This window comes from Kiloniellales bacterium (genome assembly GCA_030066685.1).
Taxonomy (GTDB): Bacteria; Pseudomonadota; Alphaproteobacteria; order Kiloniellales; family JAKSBE01; genus JAKSBE01.
Genome location: JASJBF010000034.1, coordinates 17,123 through 39,285, shown reverse-complemented (window position 1 = coordinate 39,285; position 22,163 = coordinate 17,123). Strand labels below are relative to the sequence as shown.

Below are 22,163 nucleotides of genomic sequence, written 5' to 3'. Positions count from 1 at the left end.
CTTCCAGGCCACTCTTTCGGAGATTTGCCATGTCCACGCGCAAGAACCCCCGTCAGAGCGAGAGGTCCGGGCGCAGCACCAAGGCGCCGCGCAAGTCCGGCTCGCTTTCGATCGTCGCCGCGGCTTCGCAGAGCGCCGGCGCGGCCCAGGGCCTCGATCAGCGGGAGGTCCGCCTATTCAAGTCGCTGGACCTGGACAACGACGACCGGGTGCTGTGCAGCGACCTGGAGAAGATGCTGGTCCAGGTCGGCCTGAGCCCGGACGACCTGCGGCTGCGCGAGAGCATGCTGGCCCTCGAGGCCCATCGGCGGGAGCAGGACGCACAGCGCGAGGAGGCGCCGGAACCGGCGATCCCCCAGGAGAGCTTCTGCACCGCGATCCGCCACAACATCCTGCTGATCGAACGCGCGCTGCAGGGCCAGATGGTGATCCCGGACTTCACCGACTTCTGCCGGGAGATCGAGCGGATCCACGCCGCAACGGCGGCAAACCGCAGCGGCAAGGCCGCCGACTACATCCCGCAGCTCGACCTGAAGGGGCCCGAGCTCGACCGCTTCGGCGTCGGCATCTGCACGGTCGACGGCCAGCGTGCCGCCTTCGGCGACTCCGGGACCTTCTTTTCGCTGCAGTCGACCTGCAAGCCGATCAACTACTGCCTGGCGCTGGAGGAGCACGGCGCGGCCGAGGTCCATGCCTACATCGGCCACGAGCCGAGCGGCGCCTGCTTCAACGAGCTGACCCTCGACAAGCAAAACCGGCCGCACAATCCCATGATCAACGCCGGCGCGATCATGAGCAGCGCCCTGATCAGCCTGCGGGAGAAGCGCCGCCTGGCCGGACAGGGCGGGCTCGACGCCCGGGGCTGGGCGGGCGCCCGCTTCGACGCCGTCATGGCCTGCTGGCAGGCGCTCTGCGGCGGCGAGAAGCCGCGCTTCTCCACGCCGGTTTACCTCTCGGAGCGGCAGACCGCCGACCGCAACTTCGCGCTGGCCTACTTCATGCGCGAAAAGGACGCCTTTCCGGAAGACGCAGAGCTGCAGGACGTGCTCGACTTCTACTTCCAGTGCTGCGCCATCGAGATGAACGCGGAGATGATGTCGGTCGTGGCCGCGACCCTGGCCAACGGCGGGATCTGCCCGATCAGCGGCGTCCGCGTCTTCCGGACCGAGACCGTGCAGCGCTGCCTGGCGATGATGTCCTCCTGCGGCATGTACGACTTCTCCGGCGAGTTCGCCTTCACCATCGGCCTGCCGGCCAAGAGCGGGGTCTGCGGCGGGATCATGATCGTGATTCCCAACGTCATGGGGCTCTGCACGTGGTCGCCGCGCCTGGACGCCCACGGCAACAGCGTGCGCGGCGTCGAGTTCTGCCGCCGCCTGGTCGAGACCTTCAACTTCCACAACTACGACACCCTGACCGACGCCTCGGCCAAGAAGGACCCGCGGATCAGCGGCACGCGCCGCCAGGCGACCCGGGTCAACGAGCTGATCTGGGCGGCCAGCAAGGGCGACCTGGGCGCGATCCAGGACCAGCTCCTGCGCGGCGCCGAGCTGGGCTGCGCCGACTACGACCTGCGCACGCCGCTGCACCTGGCGGCGGCGGAGAACCAGGCCGAGGTGGTCGGCTTCTACGTCCGGGAGCAGGCGCGCAGCCCCGCTGGCGTCGACCTCAGCCCGAAGGACCGCTGGGGCGGCACGCCGCTGGACGACGCCTATCTGCAGGGCCATCGCGAGGTCATCGCGCTGCTGGAAGGCGCCGGCGCCCGCCGCGGCGCGCCGAGCCTGCCCGGCAACGCCGACCTGCCGCCGCTGGCCCAGCGCCTGCAGGCCGAGGCCAGCACCACGGCCGAGCTGATCTGGGCCGCCAGCGCCGGCGACCTGACCACGATCTGCCGCTTGGTCGCCAAGGGCGTGCCGCTCGACATCGCCGACTACGACCTGCGCACGCCGCTGCACCTGGCGGCGGCGGAAGGCCACCTGAAGGTCGTCGAATACTTCATCGCCCAGGGGATCGCGCTCGAGCCGCGGGACCGCTGGGGCAACACGCCCCTGGACGACGCGCTGCGTCACGGCCGGGACGCGGTCGCCGAGCGTCTGCGGGGGACCTGCGAGCGGCGCCGGAGCGACGCGCCCGGCAATAGCGAGGGCCGGACGGCGATGGCGTCACGCTGACGCTCGGCGCGACGGCGCAAGGCGTTAACCTCTCCGCGATAGGTTCCGGGGCTGTAGTACCAAGGAGCGCCTGCCGTCCGGCCCCTGCCGACCCGCGAGCCGAGCCCGCCGTCATGTGGAGCATCATCAGCCTGAGCCTCCTGCTGCTCGCCGCCTGGAGCTTGCTGCTCTCCCTGGTGGTCGTTGCGCACAACCTGGGCCACTACCTGGCGGCGCGCCTGCTCGGGCTCGGCGTCGAGGTCTTCCGCGTCGGCCTGGGACCGATCTTGCTGCAGCGACGCGACCGCCGCGGGACGCAGTGGCAGCTTGGCTGGATCCCGCTCTTCGGCCATCTGCGGCTGGCCGGCGAGGGCGCGGGGGCGCCGGCAGTCCAGGGTCTGGCCTGGCGGGAGCTGAGGCGACCGCAGCGGATCCTGCTCGCCCTGGGCGGTGCCGGCGGTAACCTCGCCTTGGCGGTCCTGCTGCTCTACGTCTTCTTCCTCGGCTTCGCGCCCGCCGGCGGAGGGTCAGCGCCGGGCGAGCAGGGTCCGCAGAGCGCCGCCGCCAGCCTGCAGACCGGCAAGGACCTCCGGCCCGGCCTGGCCACGCTGCGGCCCGGGCCAGGATCCGCGCTGGTGCTGTCCCTGGACGAGACCTGGCGTCTGGTGCGGCACCCCTTCCGCGTGCTGATCGGGGGCTGGCCGCAGGCCTGCAGGACCGACGGCGCGGCCGGACCCAGCGTCTGCCTGGCCGAGGCGGCCTGCCGGGCCGCCGCCGCGGTCCCCAACCCCTGCATCCGGCCGACCTTGACCAACCGCCTGTTCTATCCTCTGGCCGAGATCCTGCCCGGCTTCGAGCGGGACACCGTGGCGGCGAAGTCGATCTACGGCTTCGCGCTGCTGTCGCTGGCCTTCGCCGGCCTGTCGCTGCTGCCCCTGCCCGGCTTCGACGGCGGGCGGCTGATCGCCGCGGTCACCGGCCGGGGCCCGGGACGGGGGGCGGAGACGCGCGCCCCGCTGGTCGTCACCTCGGCCCTGCTCTTCGGCCTGACCGGCCTGCCGATCCTCCTCGGCAGCGCGCAGAACCCGTGGCTGCTGCTCCTGCTGGTGATCATCCTGGCAGTGCTGGCCGGCAACCTCTGGACCCTTCGCCGCGGCCTGGCGCGGCGCGGCCGCCTCGACGTCACCTTCCTGCCCTGGGGAATCCTGATCACCGCGATGTTCCTGGTCATCGCGCTGGCGGCGCCGCTCTGACCGGCCGTCGCGGCGCGGCAAGAGCGCTGTGAAAGCGCCGCCGGTGGTGCTATCTGTGATGGCATGACCGGGCGCCGTCACCACAAACTGCCGCCGATTCCCGAGCGCCACGTGCAGGGCCCGGGCTGCCTGCTGGACGCCGAGGGCGCCCGGCTCAACGCCCTGCTGGCCGGGGCGACCCGGACCTACCCCGGGTTCGTGGTCCGCTTCGGCGACCGGGTCTCGCGCCGCTGGCTGGAGCGGAGCGGCAACCCCTACCTGGAGGAGATCGAGACAGTCGCCCGCCGGCTGGGCCGGCCCGGGGCCTATTTCCTGAACCTCAGCTACGAGTGGAGCTGCACCTGCGCCGTCGGGCCCGGTGCCGACGGCGCGCAGGGCCGCCTGCTACGGGTCCTGGACTGGCCCTTCGAGGGCCTGGGCCGCAACCTGGTGGCGGCCCGGCAGCGCGGCCCGGCGGGCGAGTGGATCAACCTGACCTGGCCCGGCTTCACCGGCTCGATCCAGGGCCTGGCGCCGGGGCGCTTCGCCGCCGCCTTCAACCAGGCCCCGCAGCGCCGGCGCTCGGCCTCGATGATCTTCGACTGGGGCCTCGACCGGGTCGGGGTCTGGCGCGCCTCCGGGCTGCCGCCGGCGCACCTGCTGCGTCAGGTCTTCGACCAGGCGCGGGACTACGCCGAGGCGCGCAGGCGCCTGAGCGAGGCGCCCCTGGCCATGCCGGCGATCTTCTCCCTGGCCGGGCCGGAACCCGACCAGGGCTGCGTGATCGAGCGCCTGGAGCACAAGGCCTTCGTGCACGAGGGCCCGCAGGTGGCGGCCAACCACTGGCTGGGGCCGCGGCCCCGGGCCCGATCGCGGGGCGAGGACAGCGAGGGCCGGGCCGCCCTGATGGCCCGCCAGGCACCGGCCGCCGGGCACGACCTGGCGTGGCTGAAGCCGCCGATCCTGAACCCCACGACCCGCCTGGCCATGGTCGCCGAGCCGGCCAGCGGCCGCATCCTCGCCCAGGGCTTCGAGGCCGACGGCCCGGCCACGGCGGTGACGGCGATTTCCGCCTGAAGCCCCGTTGACACAAGGCTTTCCGCGCGTATAGTGCGCCGGTCGCGGGAGGCCGGAAGGCCTATTCCGCCCGAAATTTCGTGAAATTGGTCAAAGAATACGGTCATGTTCGCAGTCATCAAGACAGGCGGCAAGCAGTACAAAGTCGCCCCCGGAGACACCCTCTTCGTCGAGAAGCTGCCCGGCGAGGCCGGCGAGATCGTCGCCCTTGACCAGGTTCTCATGCTGGGCGACGACAAGGGCACCACGGTCGGCACGCCGCTGGTCGAGGGTGCGACGGTGGCCGCCGAGGTGCTGCGCCAGGACCGCCACGCCAAGATCGTCGTCTTCAAGAAGAAGCGCCGCAAGAACTACCGCCGGACCCACGGCCATCGCCAGGAGACCACGGTCCTGCAGGTCACCGAGATCCTGACCGGCGGCAAGAAGCCGAGCGGCAAGCTGGCGGCCAAGGCGCCGGCGAAAGCCAAGGCGCCCGCCAAAGCCAAGGACGAGGCGGCCGAGGCACCGGCCAAGAAGGCGCCCGCGAAGAAGGCCGAGGCGCCTAAGACCGAGCCCAAGAAGGCGGCGCCGAAGAAGGCCGCCGCCAAGAAGCCCGCGGCCAAGGCGCCCGCCAAGAAGACCGAAGCCAAGAAGGCCGCGCCGAAGAAGGCCGCGGCCGGCGGCGCCAAGAAAGCGCCGGCCAAGAAGGCAGCCGCGAAGAAGCCGGCCGCCAAGAAAGACAAGGAGTAACCTCCTATGGCACACAAAAAGGCAGGCGGCAGCTCGCGCAACGGCCGCGATTCGGCCGGACGGCGCCTGGGCGTGAAGAAGTTCGGCGGCCAGATCGTCGTCCCCGGCAACATCATCGTGCGGCAGCGCGGCACCAAGTTCCATCCGGGCGACAACGTCGGCATCGGCAAGGACCACACCATCTTCGCCCTGACCGGCGGCCAGGTGAAGTTCCACCGCTCGACCGGCGGGCGGACCTACGTCTCGGTGGTCGGCCAGGACTGATACGGCGCCAGACGCCGACCGTTTTCGAGGGGGGCGCCCGGGCGCTCCCCTTCGTCGTTTCCGGGACAAACAAGACGGTCGGCAGCGCGGTCATTTCGCTCGCGATGACGGGCACGGCGGTGCCCGCCGCGTCGAAGCCGAGGTGGCGGCCGGCGGCAGCGCTGGTTCCTATCTGGGTTCCTCAAAGACGATCCCAAAGGACCGAGATCGACGGTCCCGCTCTGCATCGAGCGGCAGCGCCCTGGGATTCCTTTCCAATCGCGGCGGCAAACAACTCGCATATTGATGCCCTTTGACAGGGCTCTGAGCTCCAGCGCAAAATACTCTCATAGGTCTTACGCTCTTGCCGTTTCCGCGTTAAATGGGGGCGCAAATGATAGAGTTCATTACTAGCCACCCGCTCCTCACTCTGGGGATCGCCGGCGCAATCATTACCACACTCGTGTCAATCAGCAAGCGCGTTTGGGGAAGCATGCCAGCGCGCTACACAGTAATGTTGGCGCTGATTGGCTGCGCAATCTTGATCGGTCAGCAAGTCATGAATTTCAATGAGAAACAGAACGAGGCTCGCCGCAAGGCGACCAAAGAGCAGATTGAGGAGGAGATGCAGACGACCCGTACTGAGATCATCAGGAAAATCGAAGCAACCGTCACCTCCACGAAAGTCACAGTGGATTCAATAGCTGAAAGCCTCGAGAACAAGACATTTGATGACGTCGGCGTCTCGCTTGTTACAGTGCGCAGTTCAGGCATGGGGGAGTTCAACGAACTGGCCGCCTTCGCCAAGGGCTCGCCTGAAATGTGGGTTACTTATGCAGACTGGCTGGCAGCCATTGACGGCGAGGAGGCGAAGCCCAGTCTGTCGCTCACCTTTAACGCTGGCAATTCCTATGACGTGGGACTGCTCCTTGCCTACTTGCTTACGAGCGAGCGCACACGGTCAGCCATCGAGAATGTTATTCCGGATCAGCAGGCTTGGGGGGCATTTCCGGACGACTCCTTCATCGAAGAGTTCGGGCTAAATGTCGAGGGTGTGGATTGGGTGCTTTTCTTCGACCGGACTCCGGAGAAATTAATTGCCTATGCTGACGCTACGGAATTCATCAGGGAGCTGGCCGTCTACCAAGCGCACGGTCTGGGCCCCAATATTTCGGCGCTTCTCAATCAACAAACGTCGGAGATTGCGCAGATGTTAAGGAAGCGCTTTGCATCGATCCGAACGGACGTGTTCAGCGATTCGGGCCCTCCGGAGGTCGTCCGTGATATGATCACGCGCCGCTTGTCGGTCGCAGCCGTCGTCGACAATGCCAACCGCTACGTGGTTCGCTTGGAGAACGCCATAAAACTAGCCGCCGCGTCCGAATAGCGACGGAGTCAGCAGACTTATCTATTTCATCTGGCTTGCCTGAGCAGTCGTTTGAAAGGGCGGCAGGTCGAAGCGCAGGCCCGCGGCCGGCGCCAGCCGCGGATCGCCCGGGCGTTTCCTCTGGTCGTTTCCTAGAGCATGATCGTGTCACACCGACGTGGTATGACACGTGAGTCATGCTCTAACTTGTTAAAATAGATTAAGATTCACGGCTCAGATTGATTCAGTCTGAGCAACCAAGCTTATTGTCCGAATGGACAAAAACTATCCCAGCACCAGCAGCACGTAGGCGACGGCCAGCAGCAGCTGGGCGGTGGCGAAAGGCAGGGCCAGCTTGACGAAGCCGGCGAAGGACAGCCCCAGCTTGTTCTTGTGGATGATGGTGACAGCGACCAGGGTCGAGGCCGAGCCGATCGGCGTCAGGTTGCCGCCCAGGTTGGCGCCGAAGACCACCGACCACCAGTAGGGAGAATCCGCCGGCAGGTCCATGCCGCCCAGGATCTTGGCCAGCATCGCAGCCAGGGGGATGTTGTCGGTGACCGAGCTGGCGGCCGCCGCGGCGACCAGCAGGGTGCCGGGACCGGCCAGCTCACCGAGCTCCAGGATCGGAACCAGGCCCTCGCCGATCAGGTGCAGCACCCCGGCGTGCTCCATCATGTTGATCACGATGAAGAGGCAGCCGAAGAAGCCGAGCAGGTCCCAGTCGATGCCCTGGTAGAAGCGGTCGGCGGTCGCCTTGTAGCGCAGCAGGGCGATCACCGCGAAGGCCAGGGCGACGTAGCCGAGGCCCAGTTCCTCGATCACCGGCAGCACCGAGGCGCTGGCGATGGTGGCGATGAACAGCAGGGTCATGACCGCGCCGAACCAGAAGAAGCCGGCGGATTCGATGCCGTCGTTCTCGTCGAAACCGGCGACCAGCTTTTCCGCCTGGGCCTTCTCTTCGGCGGTCTTGAGGCGCGCGACGCCGAAGAGGCGGGCGCCGAGCCAGAGGGTCAGCACCGTCGCCAGCACGACGTAGGGGCTGGAGGCCAGAAAGAAGTCGAGAAAGCTGATCCCGGCGGCGTTGCCGACGATGATGTTGGGCACCGAGGAGACCAGGGTCAGCAGGCCGCCGACGTTGGTCAGCAGGCCCTCGACCATCAGGAAGCCGAGCAGCTTGCCGCCCTGGCCCAGGCGGGCGAGGGACACCCCGCTGAGGGTCCCGACGATGATCATCGCGGTCACGTTGTTGAGCACCGCCGAGAAGACCACGGTCATGACCCCGTAGAAGCAGAGCAGGACCAGGGGATCGCCCCTGGAGGCCTTGGTCAGGCGGATCGCGATCCAGGTGAAAAGCCCGGACTTGCTGGTCACGTCGACGAAGATCGAGGAGCCCAGGATGATCGCGATGACCTCCCAGTCGACGCCGGGGATGTAGAGCGGCAGATGGACCGGCAGGCCGAGGATCTGCACCGTCTCCGGATGGACCAGATCCAGAAAGACCGCGAGGAAGAGGCAGACCGTGGCGAAGACCCCGGCGATGACCGACTTCTTGGCGTGGATCTTCTCCTCCAGCGCCAGGCTGAGGATCATCGCCACCAGCAGGGCGGCGAAGAGCAGGGTGATCGAAAGCGGGACCTGGTGCATGACGGGTGCGGTGGAGTTTAGTCGGTGCGGGAGGGCCGCAAGGCAAGCAGGCGTTTGTCGCCGGAGCCCGTAACTTTCTCCTCTGTCATGCCCGGACTTGATCCGGGCATCCATGGTGCAGGCGGCACAATGGATCGCCGGGTCGAGCCCGGGGATGACAGCGGGTAGGTTGCGGGCCAAAGAGCGAACATGGCGGTTGAGTCCACCCCCTACAGCATCAGCAGGGGGATCTGGCGGAGCTCGACGGCCAGGGGGTAGGCCAGGCCGTGCATGGCGAGCTGGTCCTCATCCTTGGTGTAGAGCACCAGCAGGTCGACCTCGTGATCGCGGATCAGCGTCTCGTACTCGACCAGGCGGTCGCCCATGGTGACGATCTCCTCGATCCGCACGTCCAGGCCCTCGGCCTCGATGACCGCGCGGCAGGAGCGGATGAAGTCGTGCGGCTCCTTCAGCAGCTGGGCGGCGATGGTCTCGCGGGCGACCTCGGTCTCCAGCGCCGGGATCCGCGAGATCACGTCCATGTAGCGCTCGAAGTGCTGGGTGCATTCGACGTGGGTCAGCCAGCAGGTCCCGCCCGGCCGGGTGAAGGCCAGGGCAGCGTTGACCAGCCGGCTCTCGCCGGCCAGGTGGTCGGTGATCGCCATGACCCGGTCGGTGTTGCGAACGCTGTGCGGCAGGCCGCGCTCGGCGTCGGGGTGTGGCAGGACCAGGACCGGCGTCTTGGTGGCCTGGGTCAGGACGTCCAGGTGCTCGCCCAGGCTGAAGGGCCAGCGCCAGGCCTCGGAGTGCAGATGCCGGTAGGTCACGATCAGGTCCGGGCGCCGGGCCTCGACCAGCTCGAGCAGCTGATGGACATCGCCGAAGGCGCCGCCCGGAACCGCGGTCCAGCGAGTCTCGGGCGCGTCGACCGCCCCGAGATAGTCCCGGACCCGGCCGAGTAGCGCCTCGGCCGCCGCCTCGCCCAGGTCGGTGACCAGCAAGACCTGGCCCAGGGTCACCGCCCGGTAGGCGAAGACCGGCTTGTCGGCGGACTTGAAGACGGATTCGAAGGTGTCGAGCTTGGTCATCGCGGGCCACTCTGTCGTGCCTTGGTTAACAGCCTCTATATCTGGATTCGCGGTGCCGCCGCGATGACGGGAAGGCCAAAAAAGGGGTCAGAGTCATTTTTCGTGTCGACCGAGACAAAGCCGTGATGCCGCGGCCTGTCGAAAAATGACTCTGACCCCTTTTCGGCTGGCGGCCGCGTTGACAGGCGCCGGCCTCCCGCTATAGTGCCGCGGCCCCGGCGGAAAGGGCGGGTTTTCGCGATGGACACAGGGATTTCGAAGCTGACGGCGGCGCCGGCGAGCGGCGATCCCGGCTGCTCGGGGCCCTTCCCCTCGCCCTAGACCGCCCCGAACCGCCGGACCGCGTGGTATTGGGGAAACGGCGGCGTTTCCCCTTTTTCGTTTCACACACTTCCCTTTGCCGCCGCGAAGCGAGGACCGAGCCCGTGAAGTTTCTGGACGAAGCCAAGATCTTCGTGAAGAGCGGCGACGGCGGCGCGGGCTGCGTGTCCTTCCGGCGCGAGAAGTACATCGAGTTCGGCGGCCCCAACGGCGGCGACGGCGGGCGCGGCGGCGACGTCTGGGTCGAGGCGGTGGCCGGCCTGAACACCCTGATCGACTTCCGCTACCGCCAGCACTTCAAGGCCAAGCGCGGCCAGCACGGCATGGGCAAGGACCGCACCGGCGCCAGCGCGCCGGCTATCGTGATCAAGGTCCCGGTCGGCACCCAGATCCTGGCCGACGACAAGGAGAGCCTGGTCGCCGACATGACCGAGGTCGGCCAGCGGGTCCTGCTGGCCAAGGGCGGCGACGGCGGCTTCGGCAACGCCCACTTCAAGTCGGCCACAAACCGGGCGCCCCGGCGCGCCGACCCGGGCCATCCGGGCGAGGAGTTCTACGTCTGGCTGCGCCTCAAGCTGCTGGCCGACGCCGGGCTGCTGGGCCTGCCCAACGCCGGCAAGTCGACCTTCCTGGCCGCGGTGTCGCGGGCCCGGCCCAAGATCGCCGACTATCCCTTCACCACCCTGCACCCGCAGCTCGGCGTGGTCGGCTTCCGCGACCGGGAGTTCGTCCTGGCCGACATCCCCGGCCTGATCGAGGGCGCGCACGCGGGCACCGGCCTGGGCGACCGCTTCCTCGGCCACCTGGAGCGTTGCGGCGTGCTGCTGCACCTGGTCGACGGCAGCCAGGAGGACGTCGGCGGCGCCTACCGCACCGTGCGCCGGGAGCTCGAGGCCTACGCCCAGGGCCTGGAGGACAAGACCGAGATCGTGGCCCTCAACAAGGTCGACCTGCTGACGCCCGAGGATCGAAAAGCCCGCGCGGCCGCGCTCGCCGAGGCCAGCGGCCGGCCGGTGCGGCTCTGCTCCGGCGCGACCGGCGAGGGGGTCGACGCCATCCTCAAGGAGCTGGTGCCTCACCTGCCGCCGCCGCGCGACGAAGTGCCCGAGGCCGCCCGCGCGGCTTGGCAGCCATGACCGCGGAGCTTCAGCGCGCCGCGGGTGTGGCGGCGGGTCTGGCCGGCGCCAAGCGGGTGGTGGTCAAGATCGGCTCTATCCTGCTGGTCGAGCAGGACAGCGGCGCGATCCACCGCGCCTGGCTGGATGCCCTGGCCGACGACGTCGCCGCGCTGCGCGGGGCCGGCACCGAGGTCATCCTGGTGTCCTCCGGCGCCATCGCCGTCGGCCGCCACCACCTCGACCTGCGGCGCCGGGGCCTGAAGCTGGAGGAGCAGCAGGCCGCCGCCGCGACCGGGCAGGTCCGCCTGGCCCACGCCTACCAGGAGACCCTGGCCCGGCACGGCATCTCGGTGGCCCAGATCCTTTTGACCCTGGACGACACAGAGGAGCGTCGGCGCCACCTCAACGCCCGGGCGACCCTGGCAACACTGCTGCGCCTCGGCGTCATCCCAGTGATCAACGAGAACGACACCGTGGCGACCACCGAGATCCGCTTCGGCGACAACGACCGCCTGGCGGCGCGGGTCGCGGCCATGATGAACGCGGACGTGCTGGTCCTGCTGTCGGACATCGACGGCCTCTACACCGCCGACCCGCGCAAAGACCGGACGGCGGCCTTCGTCCCCGTGGTCCCGGAGATCACCCGGGAGATCGAAGCCATGGCCGGCGAGGCGCCGCCCGGCTATTCCTCCGGCGGGATGATCACCAAGCTGGCCGCGGCCCGCATCGCGGTCGCCGCCGGCTGCCGCATGGCCATCGCCGACGGCCGGCGCCTAAATCCGCTGGCCGCCCTGGCCGAGGGCGCCCGCTGCACCTGGTTCCTGTCCAAGCTGGAGCCCTTGACCGCGCGCAAGCGCTGGATCGCCGGGGCCCTGAAGCCGGTCGGCACGGTCACGCTGGACGCCGGCGCGGTGCGCGCCCTGGCCGCCGGCAAGAGCCTGCTGCCGGCCGGGGTCACCGCGATCGAGGGCCGCTTCGAGCGCGGCGACGCGGTCCTGCTGCGCGGGCCCGACGGCGCCGAGCTGGGCCGCGGCCTGATCGCCTATTCGGCCGCCGATGCGGCCCGGATCCGCGGCCACAAGAGCGGTGAAATAGAGGCCATTCTGGGCTACCTTGGCCGCGAGGAGCTGATCCACCGGGACGATCTGGTGCTGACCGTGGCGGGCGGCGAGGCCCGGAGGAAAGAGCCGGAGGGAGGGACGGAATGAACGCCGAAGCCGCGGTCCTGCGCGAGGACCTGCAGAGCGAGATGGAGGCAATCGGCGTCGCCGCCAAGGCCGCGGCGGCGGAGCTGGCGATCGCGACCACGGCGACCAAGAACGCCGCGCTGGCGGCGGCCGCCGCCGCGCTGCGCGCCGATAGCGAAAAGATTCTCGAGGCCAACGCCCGCGACATGGCGGCCGGGCGCGACAAGGGCCTGACCCCGGCGCTGCTCGACAGGCTGGAGCTGACCCCCGAGCGGATCGAGGCCATGGCCAAGGGGCTGGAGGACATCGCCCGCCTGCCCGACCCGGTCGGCCGGACCCTGGCCGAGTGGGAACGGCCCAACGGCCTGAAGATCGCCCGGGTCGCGGTGCCCCTGGGCGTGGTCGGCATCATCTACGAGAGCCGGCCCAACGTCACCGCCGACGCCGGCGGCCTCTGCCTCAAGTCCGGAAACGCCGCCATCCTGCGCGGCGGCTCGGAATCCTTCCATTCCGCCTCGGCGATCCTGGACGGATTGCAGCGCGGCCTGGCGGAAGCCGGCCTGCCCGCGGCGGCGATCCAGCGCGTGCCGACCAGCGACCGCGCCGCGGTCGGCATGCTGCTGCGCATGAGCGACTATCTCGACATCGTCGTGCCGCGCGGCGGCAAGGGCCTGATCGAGCGGGTCCAGCAGGAAAGCCGGGTCCCGGTCCTGGCCCATCTGGAAGGGCTCTGCCACACCTACGTCGACGGCGCGGCGGAGCTCGAGATGGCCCGCCGCATCGCGGTCAACGCCAAGCTGCGCCGGACCGGGATCTGCGGCGCCACCGAGACCCTGCTGGTCGACCGCCGGGCGGCAGAGACCCACCTCGGGCCGATCCTCGACGACCTGATCGCCGGCGGCTGCGAAATCCGCGGCGACGAGGCGGTCTGCGCCCGCGAGCCCCGCGCCCTGCCGGCCAAGCCCATCGACTGGGACACCGAGTACCTGGCGCCGATCCTCTCGGTGAAGATGGTCGACGGCGTGGGCGGCGCGATCGAGCACATCGCCCGCCACGGCTCCCACCACACCGACGCCATCGTCACCGAGGACGAGTCGGCGGTCGCGCGCTTCTTCGCCGAGGTCGATTCGGCGATCCTGCTGCACAACGCCTCGACCCAGTATGCCGACGGCGGCGAGTTCGGCATGGGTGCGGAGATCGGAATCGCGACCGGCAAGCTGCACGCCCGTGGCCCGGTCGGCCTGGAGCAGCTGACCAGCTACAAGTACCTGGTCCGCGGCGAAGGCCAGGTCCGGCCCTGAACGCCGTGGCCGCAGGACAAGCGGGGCCGGTGACCGGCGGTTGCCTCTGCGGCGCGGTCCGCTTCCGGCTCGGCGAGCGCCCGGAGTGGGCCTCCTACTGCCACTGCAGGGATTGCCGCAGGGCGACCGGCGCTCCGCTGGCGGCCTTCGTCGGCGCCGCCACGGCCGTAGTCAGCTTCGAGGGCGAGACAGAACCGGCGCAGCATGGTTCTTCGCCGGGCGTCCGGCGGAGCTTCTGCCCGCGCTGCGGCAGCCCGATCGCCTACCAGGACGAGCGGCTGCCCGGCATGATCTATTTCTTCCTCGGCGCCCTGGACGAGCCGGAGGCCTTCCCGCCCCGTCACCATGCCTTCGAGTCGCAAAGGCTGCCCTGGCTCCACCTCGATGATGGCTTGCCGCGCCATGACCGCTTCTCGGCGATCCGCGACGACTCCTGAGCCGTGCACACGCATTCGGCGACCCAGCGATGACGAAGGCGACTCCTGATCGCAAAATCTCGTCGGGGAACCTGGCTCGGGCCCTGGGCGGATTCCTGCCGCCGCCGGGCTACAGGGCCGGCCTGCTTGGCGGCTCCTTCAACCCGGCCCACGAGGGCCATCGGATGATCAGCCTGGTGGCTTTGAAGCGCCTTGGCCTGGACGAGGTCTGGTGGCTGGTATCGCCTCAGAACCCGCTGAAGCCCGCCGAAGGCATGGCGGACCTCGCGCAGCGGCTCGATTCGGCGCGGCGAATCGCCGATCATCCTCGAATCCGGGTCACAGCGCTGGAGTCGGCCCTGGGAACGCAGTATACGGCCGAGACTCTGCGCGCCTTGACCTGCCGATTACCAAGAGTTTCCTTCGTTTGGGTGATGGGCGCCGACAATCTTCAGCAGATTCCGGCCTGGAAAGACTGGATGCAAATATTTCATTTACTCCCCGTTGCGATCCTGGATCGCCCCTCCTATGCTTTGGGGGCGCTAGCCGGATTGGCGGCGCGGCGCTTTTCCCGGTGGCGCAAGCCGGAACGCGCAGCCCGCCGCCTGCCGGAGATGGAGCCGCCGGCCTGGGTTTTTCTTCACGGCCCGTTATCGACCCAGTCGGCGACCCGCATCAGGGCGGCGCGGATCTCGCGGTCCGCGGGCCTGTGGCGATGAATGGGAAGGGAGACTGCGGTCATAGTCACGAGCGAAGCCTTGGAGACCCGAAGGCTTAAAGACGGGTCGCTTTCTGGCGACGGCCTGCTCGGCCTCGTCAAGACCTCTCTCGAAGACGACAAGGCCGAAGACATTGTCGTCATCGACCTCTCCGGCAAAACCAGCTTTGCGGATTCCATGGTCATTGCGAGCGGCCGCTCGCAACGCCACGTCGGCGCCATGGCCGAGCATCTCCGCGAGAGGCTCAAGCATGCCGGGGTCAAGGCGCCCTCGGTGGAAGGCGCGGAGCGCTGCGACTGGGTCCTGATCGACGGAGGGGACGTGATCATCCACCTCTTCCGACCCGAGGTGCGGTCCTTCTACAACCTCGAGAAGATGTGGGGCATGGACCTGCCGGAGCCCGAGCGCAGCAGCGCCGGCCTTTGAGCCCGGCCGGCCCCGGTGGCCCGCGTCGGGTTCCGGGCGCGGACTGGGGCTGAGGCGGGTCGGTGCGGATCACCATCGCCGCCGTCGGCCGCCTGCGGGCCGGCCCGATGCAGGATCTGCTGTCCGACTACTTGCGCCGCCTGACCTGGCCCCACGACGTTAAGGAAGTCGAAGAACGGCGCCAGCTGCCGCCGGACGCGCTGAAGCGCCGGGAAGGTGAGCTGCTGCTCCAAAGCCTGCCCAAGCCGGCCAGGATCATCGCCCTCGACGGCGGGGGTAAGTCTCTGACCAGTGAGGCTTTTGCCCGAACGATCCAGGACTATCGGGAGGCCGGAACCGGGGATCTCGCCTTCGTGATCGGAGGGGCCGAGGGACTGTCCGACGAGGTGCTGGCGGCCGCCGATCGGCGCCTCGCCTTCGGTGCCATGACTTGGCCACATCTTCTTGCCAGGGTGATGCTGGCCGAACAGCTCTACCGCGCGCAATCGATCCTTACCGGTCATCCCTATCACCGGGCCTGAAGAGGCTGTCCCGCGGCGCAAAGATCGCCTATATACAGCCAAAAGCGTAGGACCTAGATGACCCCAGATGCCAGACCCCGCCCCGTCGTCCTCTGTATCCTCGACGGCTGGGGCCACGCTGACGCCAGCGAAGACAACGCGATCCGACTGGCCCGGACGCCGACGCTGGACCGGCTCTACGCGTCCTGCCCCCAGGCCCTGATCGACGCCTCGGAGCACGAGGTCGGGCTGCCCGAAGGGCAAATGGGCAACTCCGAGGTCGGCCACATGAACATCGGCGCCGGCCGGATCGTCCTTCAGGACCTGCCGCGCATCGACCAGGCGGTCCGCAGCGGCGAGATCGAGGCGAACCCGGCGCTGTGCGGTTTCATCGAGAAGCTCAAGGCCTCTGGCGGAACGGCCCAGGTGATGGGCCTGATCTCGCCCGGCGGCGTGCACGCCCACCAGGACCAGATCGCCGCGCTCTGCCGGATCCTGGCGGCGGCCGGCGTCCCGGTGAAGCTCCACGCCTTCCTCGACGGCCGCGACACGCCGCCGTCGAGCGCCCGGGGCTACCTCGCGGACTTCCAGGCCGCGGCCCCGGAGGCGGAGGTCGCCACGGTGAGCGGGCGCTACTACGCCATGGACCGGGACAAGCGCTGGGACCGGGTCGCGCGCGCCTATCGCGCCCTGGTCATGGGAGACGGGGTCGTGGCCGCCGATGCCCTCGCCGCCGTCGAGGCCAGCTACGCCAAGGCGGTCACCGACGAGTTCGTCGAGCCCGCGGTGATCGGCGGCTATCCGGGCATGCGCGACGGCGACGGCGTGCTGATGGCCAACTTCCGCGCCGATCGGGCGCGGGAGATCCTGGCCGCCCTGCTCGACCCCGCCTTCGACGGCTTCCACAGGGAGCGCGTGGTCCGCTTCGCCGCGGCGGCGGGCATGGTCGAGTATTCCGAGGCCCACAATCGCTGGCTTGCCACCCTGTTTCCCGCCGCCGAGATCGGCGACACGCTGGGCGAGGTCGTCGCCAAGGCGGGCCTGAAGCAGCTGCGGATCGCCGAGACCGAGAAGTACGCCCACGTGACCTTCTTCCTCAACGGCGGCCGGGAAGAGGTCTTCGACGGGGAAGAGCGGATCTTGATCCCCTCGCCCAAGGTTGCCACCTACGATCTCAAGCCCGAGATGTCGGCCTTCGAGGTGACGGAGGCCCTGGTCGAGGCGATCGAGTCCGGGACGTTCGACCTGATCGTGGTCAACTACGCCAACGGCGACATGGTCGGCCATACCGGCAATCTGGCGGCAGCGATCCAGGCGGTCGAGGCGGTAGACAACTGCCTCGAGGCGCTGGACGCCGCGGTCGAGTGCGCTGGCGGCTGCTTGCTGATCACCGCGGATCACGGCAACGCCGAAAGGATGAAGGATTCGGAAACCGGTGAGCGTCACACTGCCCATACCATGAACAGGGTCCCGATACTGCTGGCCGGTGCGGGAAGCGGCGCAGAGCGCCTAGCCGACGGCCGCCTGGCCGACATCGCACCGACGGTCCTCGCCCTTATGGGCCTGCCGCAGCCGGCCGCCATGACCGGGCAGAGCCTGCTGCGCGGTTCGGCGGCGCAAGCGGAAGCGGCGGCGGAGTAGCCGGCTTGGTCGGCGTCCCCCAGGTCGAGCGCAAGCCCGGTTTCCCCAGAGGGAAGCGCCGGAGGTTCCGCGCCGGCACGGGTCTCGCGGCCCTGATGCTTGCCGGCGGCGCTTTGAGCGCCGGGCCGGTGGCCGCGCAGCAGGAGAACGACGAGGAGAGCGCGCGCCTGCGCCAGATCGAGCAGGAGCTGGAGGCGGAGCGCAACCGCGCCAAGGAACTGGGCGAAAAGGCCAATTCGCTCGAAGCCGAGGTCGGCGACTTGCACAAGGAGCTGGTCGACAAGGGCCGCAGCGCCCAGACCCTGGAGGATCAGCTCTCGGCGGTCGAGACCACCCTGGCCCGGCTGCAGGCGGACGAGCAGCTGAACCTGCGCGACCTGGAGGGCCGCCACGACCAAATGGTCCGAACCCTGAGCGCGCTGCAGCGGATCGCCCTGCAGCCGCCGGAACTGGCCTTCGCCGTGCCCGGCCGGCCGCTGGACGCGGTACGCAGCGCCATGCTGCTGAAGGTCGCGGTCGCCGAGATCGACGAGCGTGCCGAAGTCCTGCGCAACCAGCTCGACGAGCTGCGCAGCCTGCGCAGCGAGATCGCCCTGCGCCGCGAGGAGCTCAAGAAGGTCGCCCGCGAGCTCGAGGCCGAGACCGTATCCCTGGCGGCGCTGACCAAGCGCAAGGAAGAGTTCTACCAGAAGGCCAGCCGCGAGCTCGACGAAACGCTTCAGCGCGCGGCCAAGCGAGCCGCCGAGGCCGAGAACTTGCGCGGGCTGGTCGAGCGGCTGGAGCAGGAGTCGCTGGCGCGCGCGCAGGCGGCCAGGCAGGACGAGGACTCCGGCGCCGCGCCGGAGCCGTCGACCATCGCCGCCCTGGCCAAGCCGCTCGACATCCGGCCCTTCCCCTCGGTCCAGTCGAGCCTGGTGATGCCGGCGCGCGGACGCTTGACCCTGCGCTACGGCGAGCGCAGCGACGGCAATCCGGGCGCGACCTCCAAGGGGATCATGGTTTCGACCCGGGCGGGGGCGCAGGTCGTCGCCCCCTACGACGGCAGGATCGTCTATTCCGGGGAATTTCGAGGCTACGGCCAGTTATTGATCATCGAACACGGCGGGCGGTATCATAGCCTGCTGGCTGGGGTCGAGCGCCTAAACGCGGCGGTCGGCCAATGGGTGCTTGCCGGTGAACCGGTCGGCGTCATGGGACGCCCGCAGAACGGCAAGCCAGAACTCTATTACGAACTGCGACGGACCGGGCAGCCGATCAACCCGCTTCCATGGCTCGCCAACATCGACGACAAGGTGCAAGGCTAATGCGTGAGTTCCGATTTGCGGCGCTGGGCGCCGTCCTGATGCTCGTTATCACCCCGGCCGCCTCCCTTTGGGCCGAGTCCGACCGTTCCGAAACCTATCGTCAGCTCAAGCTCTTCGGAGACGTCTTCGAGAGGGTCCGCGCGGACTACGTCGAAGAGGTCTCGGACGAGGACCTCATCGAGTCGGCGATCCGGGGCATGCTCGCCGCGCTCGACCCGCATTCCAGCTACCTGGACGAAAAGAGCTTCGGCGACATGCAGGTGCAGACCCGGGGCGAGTTCGGCGGCCTGGGCATCGAGGTGACCCTGGACGAGAACGGCCTGGTCAAGGTGGTCTCGCCGATCGACGACACCCCGGCCTTCAAGGCCGGGATCCAGGCAGGCGACTACATCACCCACCTGGACGGCGAGGCCGTGCTCGGCCTGACCCTGCCCCAGGCGGTCGAGCGGATGCGGGGCCCGGTCAACACCGATATCGTTCTGACGGTCCGCCGCGAAGGCCGCGACGCCTTCGACGTGACCATCACCCGCGACATCATCACCATCCAGTCGGTTCGCGGCCGCGTCGAGGGCGACGTCGGCTACGTGCGCATCACCACCTTCAACGAGCAGACCAAACCGGGGCTGGAACAGGCGATCGAGAGGGCCAAGAAGGAACTGGGCAACGATCTCATCGGCTACGTGATCGATCTGCGAAACAACCCGGGCGGCCTGCTCGACCAGGCGATCGCGGTCTCGGACGCCTTCCTTGACAAGGGCGAGATCGTCTCGACCCGGGGTCGCGACACCGAGGAGGGGCAGCGCTTCAACTCCCGCCCCGGCGACCTGGCGGAGGGTCTTCCGATCGTCGTGCTGATCAACTCCGGCTCCGCCTCGGCCTCGGAGATCGTGGCCGGCGCCCTGCAGGATCACCGGCGCGCGATCGTCCTGGGCACCGCCTCCTTCGGCAAGGGCTCCGTTCAGACCATCATCCCGATGCCGGGCCACGGGGCCATGCGCCTGACCACCTCGCGCTACTACACGCCCTCCGGGCGCTCGATCCAGGCCAAGGGGATCGAGCCGGACATCGAGGTCAAGCAGGCGCGCATCGAGGACATCGAGAGCCGCCGGCGCAGCCGCGAGGCAGACCTGCGCGGCGCGCTCGACACCCCCGAAGGCGAGGAGCGGCCGGACGGCGGCGAGACCAGCGCGAACGAGACCGGCGAGACGGAGCCGCCGCAGGACTACCAGCTGACCAGAGCCCTGGATCTGCTGCGCGGCCTGCGCCTGTTCAGCGAACGCGTCGTCAACTGAGGGTGCGGCGGTCGTGAGGGCCGCCGAGACGACCCATGGCCCGGCTGCAGGATGACGCTCCGCCAGGCGGCAAAGGCGGCCTCGCGGCCCTGATCGCCGCGTGGATCGTGCTCTTCGCCCTGGTCGGTGCCGGCTTTGCCTGGGTCTTCTACCTCCATCCGGAGGCCCGGCGCGATCACCGGGCCGAGCAGGCCGAGGAGAAGGACGCGCCGGCGCCGGGCGTGCCGAGACCGGCTGCGGGCGAGACCGCAGCCGGGGCCCCGCCCGCAGCGCCGCCGGCGCCCCGGGCCGAAGCCGAGCCTTCACCCGAAGAGCTGAAAAAGCGCCTTCAGAAGCAAGGCAGCGGCAAGGGGCCGCCGACCTGGCGCCGCTTCGCCGCGGCCTTCGACCGCAAGGATCCGCGGCCACGGATCGCCATCGTGATCACCGGGCTCGGCCTGGACGGCGCGGCGACCCAGCGCGCGGTGCAGAGCCTGCCGGCAGCGGTCACATTGTCCTTCACGCCCTACGCCAGCGACCTGAACCGCTGGATCGCGGTGGCCCGGGTCGACGGCCACGAAGTCATGCTGGACCTGCCGATGGAGCCGCTCGACTTTCCCCGCAGCGATCCCGGCCCTCTGGCGCTGATGACCGGCGCCGGCGACCGCGAGAACCTCGAGAGGCTGAACGACATCCTCGGGCGCGGCTCGAACTACATCGGCGTGGCCGCCGCGCTGGGGTCGCGCTTCGCCGCGTCCGAGCCCGACATGCGGATCCTGCTGCGCGCGCTCAAGACCAAGGGGCTGATCTACCTGGACAACGCCAGCGCCAGGGACAGCATCGCGGCCGAGCTCGCAGCGTCGCTGGGCACCGCCTGGGTGGTCAACGATCGTCTGCTCGACGACAACCAGGCGAGCGACGCGGTGATACGGGCGCGGCTGGCCGAGGTCGAGAGCCTGGCCCTGGCCCGCGGTCAGGCGGTCGCGATCGCCAGGCCCTATCCGCAGGCGGTCGAGCAACTCGCGCGCTGGGCGCGTGACCTCGGCGCGCGCGGCTTCGCCCTGGCCCCGGTCTCCGCCCTGGTGCCGCAGCCGGGCCCGGCTTGAGCGGGATGGCGGGGCGATCGGCATGACCGGCTCGAGCGATGAACCGGGCCACCCCTACGCCCGGCTGCCCTACCGTCCGGGCGTCGGCATCCTTCTGCTGAACGCCGCCGGCGAGGTCTTCGTCGGGCGGCGTATCGACACAGCCGCGGAGGCCTGGCAGATGCCGCAGGGCGGGATCGACAAGGGCGAGGCCCCGCGGGCCGCCGCGCTGCGCGAGATGGCGGAGGAGATCGGCACCGACAAGGCGGCGTTCCTGGCCGAAAGCCGGGGCTGGCTGAGCTACGACCTGCCACCGGACCTGGTGCCCAAGGTCTGGAAGGGCCGCTACCGCGGTCAGCGGCAGAAGTGGTTCGCGCTGCGTTTCCTGGGCCGGGACAGCGACATCGATCTCGACACGCAGGAGCCGGAGTTCCTGTCCTGGCGCTGGGTGCCCGCCGGCCAGCTGACCGAGCTGATCGTGCCCTTCAAGCGCGGCCTCTACCGCGAGGTCCTGGCCGAGTTCGCCGGGCTGCTGCGCTGAGGTTATACCAAGGGGCGTTGAACTGCTCCAGTTCCTTGAGCGGGATCTCCCCGCCCGGGATGGTCAACTCGGTGCGGAAGCGCAGGCCGCCTTCGGCCACCTCCGGCCGGCGCTGGAATCTGCCATAAGGTGATTCGAAATCGACGACGGCGCCCTTGTGGCTGAACCGACGTCCCGCGGGCAGGATGAACAGGGTCTCCTAGGCATAGTTCAGACCGGGGAAGCGGGCGGCGTGGTGCTTGTTCTGGACCTGCGAGGTCTGGACCTCGTAGACCAGCCAGGACTGCGGCTCGCGACAGAGCTCCAGCTTCTCGGCGTCGAAGGCCTTGGGATAGCTGGTCGTGGAGCTGATCACCACCGGGTCGTGGACGGAGCGCAGGCCGGAGATCTCAAACTCGGGCTCGACCTTGTCGCTCACGTTGTCACGATACTCGGTGACCGCCCAGCGCCGGCGGCTCGCGGTTCTCGGCCCTGGTCACCCGGAGCTTTAAGCGGTCGCGCGGCACGCCGGCCTGGGGAAAGACCAGCGAGGAGACCGGCAGCGGCCAATCCCGGGTCCGCCGCTCGACCCGGCCGACGAGGACCGCGATCGCGCCTTCCTCTAGCGCGGCGAAAGGCACCACGGCAGGGAAGACGTTGAGCTGGCGCTGCAGCAGAAACCAGGGCAGGCCGAAACCGGCGGTCACCAGGAGGACAGCCGCAAAGCCCCGGAGACCGTGGTCGTCGAAGGCAAGCCAGACGGCAAGGCAGAAAAGCGGAACATTCGCCACCGCCAGGATCACCATGACCCAAACCGGCGGTCCCACCCTCCGCCCCTGCCGT

21 protein-coding genes and 1 pseudogene are annotated in these 22,163 nt (G+C 69.2%); 18 read left to right on the top strand and 4 right to left on the bottom strand.

Annotated elements, in window-relative coordinates; all coding sequences use genetic code 11:
- The first annotated feature begins 29 nt into the window (after nt 1–29).
- The 6 genes and pseudogenes from glsA to QNJ30_19865 all read left to right on the top strand — a co-directional run bounded on the left by glsA (nt 30) and on the right by QNJ30_19865 (nt 6,818).
- Nucleotides 30–2,171, top strand: coding sequence for a glutaminase A (glsA, locus tag QNJ30_19890; protein MDJ0945736.1), 2,142 nt, complete (start codon nt 30–32; stop codon nt 2,169–2,171).
- A gap of 113 nt (nt 2,172–2,284) precedes the next feature.
- On the top strand, nt 2,285–3,403 hold the full coding sequence (locus QNJ30_19885) for an RIP metalloprotease (protein ID MDJ0945735.1): 1,119 nt from the start codon (nt 2,285–2,287) through the stop codon (nt 3,401–3,403).
- 63 nt (nt 3,404–3,466) lie between these two features.
- Complete coding sequence (locus QNJ30_19880; protein MDJ0945734.1) at nt 3,467–4,459, top strand: hypothetical protein; 993 nt, start codon at nt 3,467–3,469, stop codon at nt 4,457–4,459.
- 105 nt (nt 4,460–4,564) lie between these two features.
- Nucleotides 4,565–4,876 (top strand): annotated as a pseudogene (gene rplU / locus QNJ30_19875) (50S ribosomal protein L21).
- Between the two features lie 318 nt (nt 4,877–5,194).
- Entirely contained in the window at nt 5,195–5,452 is a 258-nt protein-coding gene (gene rpmA / locus QNJ30_19870; GenBank protein MDJ0945733.1) for a 50S ribosomal protein L27, read from the top strand.
- A 373-nt stretch (nt 5,453–5,825) separates the two neighbouring features.
- Nucleotides 5,826–6,818 carry a hypothetical protein gene (locus tag QNJ30_19865; GenBank protein ID MDJ0945732.1) on the top strand — a complete coding sequence of 331 codons (993 nt, stop codon included), beginning with the start codon at nt 5,826–5,828 and terminating at the stop codon, nt 6,816–6,818.
- A 264-nt stretch (nt 6,819–7,082) separates the two neighbouring features.
- Here QNJ30_19865 and QNJ30_19860 read toward each other — a convergent pair whose 3' ends face one another.
- Nucleotides 7,083–8,444, bottom strand: a complete 1,362-nt coding sequence (locus tag QNJ30_19860; GenBank protein MDJ0945731.1) for an SLC13 family permease — start codon at nt 8,442–8,444, stop codon at nt 7,083–7,085.
- A 209-nt stretch (nt 8,445–8,653) separates the two neighbouring features.
- Nucleotides 8,654–9,511 carry a hypothetical protein gene (locus QNJ30_19855; GenBank protein ID MDJ0945730.1) on the bottom strand — a complete coding sequence of 286 codons (858 nt, stop codon included), beginning with the start codon at nt 9,509–9,511 and terminating at the stop codon, nt 8,654–8,656.
- 425 nt (nt 9,512–9,936) lie between these two features.
- On the opposite strand from QNJ30_19855, the gene obgE reads away from it, so the two are divergent.
- The 12 genes from obgE (at nt 9,937) to QNJ30_19795 (ending at nt 21,341) form a co-directional block, all read left to right on the top strand.
- Entirely contained in the window at nt 9,937–10,968 is a 1,032-nt protein-coding gene (gene obgE / locus QNJ30_19850; GenBank protein MDJ0945729.1) for a GTPase ObgE, read from the top strand.
- Entirely contained in the window at nt 10,965–12,158 is a 1,194-nt protein-coding gene (gene proB / locus QNJ30_19845) for a glutamate 5-kinase (protein ID MDJ0945728.1), read from the top strand. The genes obgE and proB overlap by 4 nt, the downstream gene beginning before the upstream one ends.
- Complete coding sequence (locus QNJ30_19840) at nt 12,155–13,438, top strand: glutamate-5-semialdehyde dehydrogenase (protein MDJ0945727.1); 1,284 nt, start codon at nt 12,155–12,157, stop codon at nt 13,436–13,438. The genes proB and QNJ30_19840 overlap by 4 nt, the downstream gene beginning before the upstream one ends.
- 29 nt (nt 13,439–13,467) lie before the next feature.
- Nucleotides 13,468–13,875 (top strand): GFA family protein, encoded by a 408-nt coding sequence (locus QNJ30_19835; protein MDJ0945726.1) that lies wholly within the window; start codon nt 13,468–13,470, stop codon nt 13,873–13,875.
- A 29-nt stretch (nt 13,876–13,904) separates the two neighbouring features.
- Nucleotides 13,905–14,573 carry a nicotinate-nucleotide adenylyltransferase gene (locus tag QNJ30_19830; GenBank protein ID MDJ0945725.1) on the top strand — a complete coding sequence of 223 codons (669 nt, stop codon included), beginning with the start codon at nt 13,905–13,907 and terminating at the stop codon, nt 14,571–14,573.
- Between the two features lie 39 nt (nt 14,574–14,612).
- The gene (rsfS, locus tag QNJ30_19825; protein ID MDJ0945724.1) at nt 14,613–14,999 is read left to right on the top strand and encodes a ribosome silencing factor; all 387 of its coding nucleotides are present in this window, start codon (nt 14,613–14,615) and stop codon (nt 14,997–14,999) included.
- Nucleotides 15,000–15,061: 62 nt separating this feature from the next.
- Nucleotides 15,062–15,520: a 23S rRNA (pseudouridine(1915)-N(3))-methyltransferase RlmH gene (gene rlmH / locus QNJ30_19820; GenBank protein MDJ0945723.1), complete on the top strand. Its 459-nt coding sequence runs from the start codon at nt 15,062–15,064 to the stop codon at nt 15,518–15,520.
- A gap of 57 nt (nt 15,521–15,577) precedes the next feature.
- A complete protein-coding gene (gene gpmI / locus QNJ30_19815) occupies nt 15,578–17,140 on the top strand; it encodes a 2,3-bisphosphoglycerate-independent phosphoglycerate mutase (GenBank protein MDJ0945722.1) in 1,563 nt (520 codons plus the stop codon).
- A gap of 5 nt (nt 17,141–17,145) precedes the next feature.
- The gene (locus QNJ30_19810; GenBank protein MDJ0945721.1) at nt 17,146–18,444 is read left to right on the top strand and encodes a peptidoglycan DD-metalloendopeptidase family protein; all 1,299 of its coding nucleotides are present in this window, start codon (nt 17,146–17,148) and stop codon (nt 18,442–18,444) included.
- The gene (locus QNJ30_19805; GenBank protein ID MDJ0945720.1) at nt 18,444–19,736 is read left to right on the top strand and encodes a S41 family peptidase; all 1,293 of its coding nucleotides are present in this window, start codon (nt 18,444–18,446) and stop codon (nt 19,734–19,736) included. Before QNJ30_19810 ends, QNJ30_19805 begins: the two co-directional genes overlap by 1 nt.
- A gap of 35 nt (nt 19,737–19,771) precedes the next feature.
- Nucleotides 19,772–20,821 carry a divergent polysaccharide deacetylase family protein gene (locus QNJ30_19800; protein ID MDJ0945719.1) on the top strand — a complete coding sequence of 350 codons (1,050 nt, stop codon included), beginning with the start codon at nt 19,772–19,774 and terminating at the stop codon, nt 20,819–20,821.
- Between the two features lie 22 nt (nt 20,822–20,843).
- Entirely contained in the window at nt 20,844–21,341 is a 498-nt protein-coding gene (locus QNJ30_19795) for an RNA pyrophosphohydrolase (GenBank protein ID MDJ0945718.1), read from the top strand.
- 199 nt (nt 21,342–21,540) lie between these two features.
- Here QNJ30_19795 and QNJ30_19790 read toward each other — a convergent pair whose 3' ends face one another.
- Nucleotides 21,541–21,759, bottom strand: a complete 219-nt coding sequence (locus QNJ30_19790) for a hypothetical protein (GenBank protein ID MDJ0945717.1) — start codon at nt 21,757–21,759, stop codon at nt 21,541–21,543.
- A 4-nt stretch (nt 21,760–21,763) separates the two neighbouring features.
- Nucleotides 21,764–22,147 (bottom strand): hypothetical protein, encoded by a 384-nt coding sequence (locus QNJ30_19785; GenBank protein ID MDJ0945716.1) that lies wholly within the window; start codon nt 22,145–22,147, stop codon nt 21,764–21,766.
- Nucleotides 22,148–22,163: the final 16 nt, after the last annotated feature.

Excerpts from the sequence above, each read along its gene's own strand:
- proB (MDJ0945728.1), top strand. The coding sequence starts at position 10,965 with ATGACCGCGGAGCTTCAGCGCGCCGCGGGTGTGGCGGCGGGTCTGGCC.
- QNJ30_19860 (MDJ0945731.1), bottom strand. The coding sequence starts at position 8,444 with ATGCACCAGGTCCCGCTTTCGATCACCCTGCTCTTCGCCGCCCTGCTG.
- glsA (MDJ0945736.1), top strand. The coding sequence starts at position 30 with ATGTCCACGCGCAAGAACCCCCGTCAGAGCGAGAGGTCCGGGCGCAGC.
- QNJ30_19830 (MDJ0945725.1), top strand. The coding sequence starts at position 13,905 with ATGACGAAGGCGACTCCTGATCGCAAAATCTCGTCGGGGAACCTGGCT.
- QNJ30_19805 (MDJ0945720.1), top strand. The coding sequence starts at position 18,444 with ATGCGTGAGTTCCGATTTGCGGCGCTGGGCGCCGTCCTGATGCTCGTT.
- QNJ30_19880 (MDJ0945734.1), top strand. The coding sequence starts at position 3,467 with ATGACCGGGCGCCGTCACCACAAACTGCCGCCGATTCCCGAGCGCCAC.
- QNJ30_19865 (MDJ0945732.1), top strand. The coding sequence starts at position 5,826 with ATGATAGAGTTCATTACTAGCCACCCGCTCCTCACTCTGGGGATCGCC.
- rpmA (MDJ0945733.1), top strand. The coding sequence starts at position 5,195 with ATGGCACACAAAAAGGCAGGCGGCAGCTCGCGCAACGGCCGCGATTCG.
- QNJ30_19840 (MDJ0945727.1), top strand. The coding sequence starts at position 12,155 with ATGAACGCCGAAGCCGCGGTCCTGCGCGAGGACCTGCAGAGCGAGATG.
- gpmI (MDJ0945722.1), top strand. The coding sequence starts at position 15,578 with ATGACCCCAGATGCCAGACCCCGCCCCGTCGTCCTCTGTATCCTCGAC.
- QNJ30_19795 (MDJ0945718.1), top strand. The coding sequence starts at position 20,844 with ATGACCGGCTCGAGCGATGAACCGGGCCACCCCTACGCCCGGCTGCCC.
- QNJ30_19855 (MDJ0945730.1), bottom strand. The coding sequence starts at position 9,511 with ATGACCAAGCTCGACACCTTCGAATCCGTCTTCAAGTCCGCCGACAAG.
- QNJ30_19885 (MDJ0945735.1), top strand. The coding sequence starts at position 2,285 with ATGTGGAGCATCATCAGCCTGAGCCTCCTGCTGCTCGCCGCCTGGAGC.
- QNJ30_19800 (MDJ0945719.1), top strand. The coding sequence starts at position 19,772 with ATGGCCCGGCTGCAGGATGACGCTCCGCCAGGCGGCAAAGGCGGCCTC.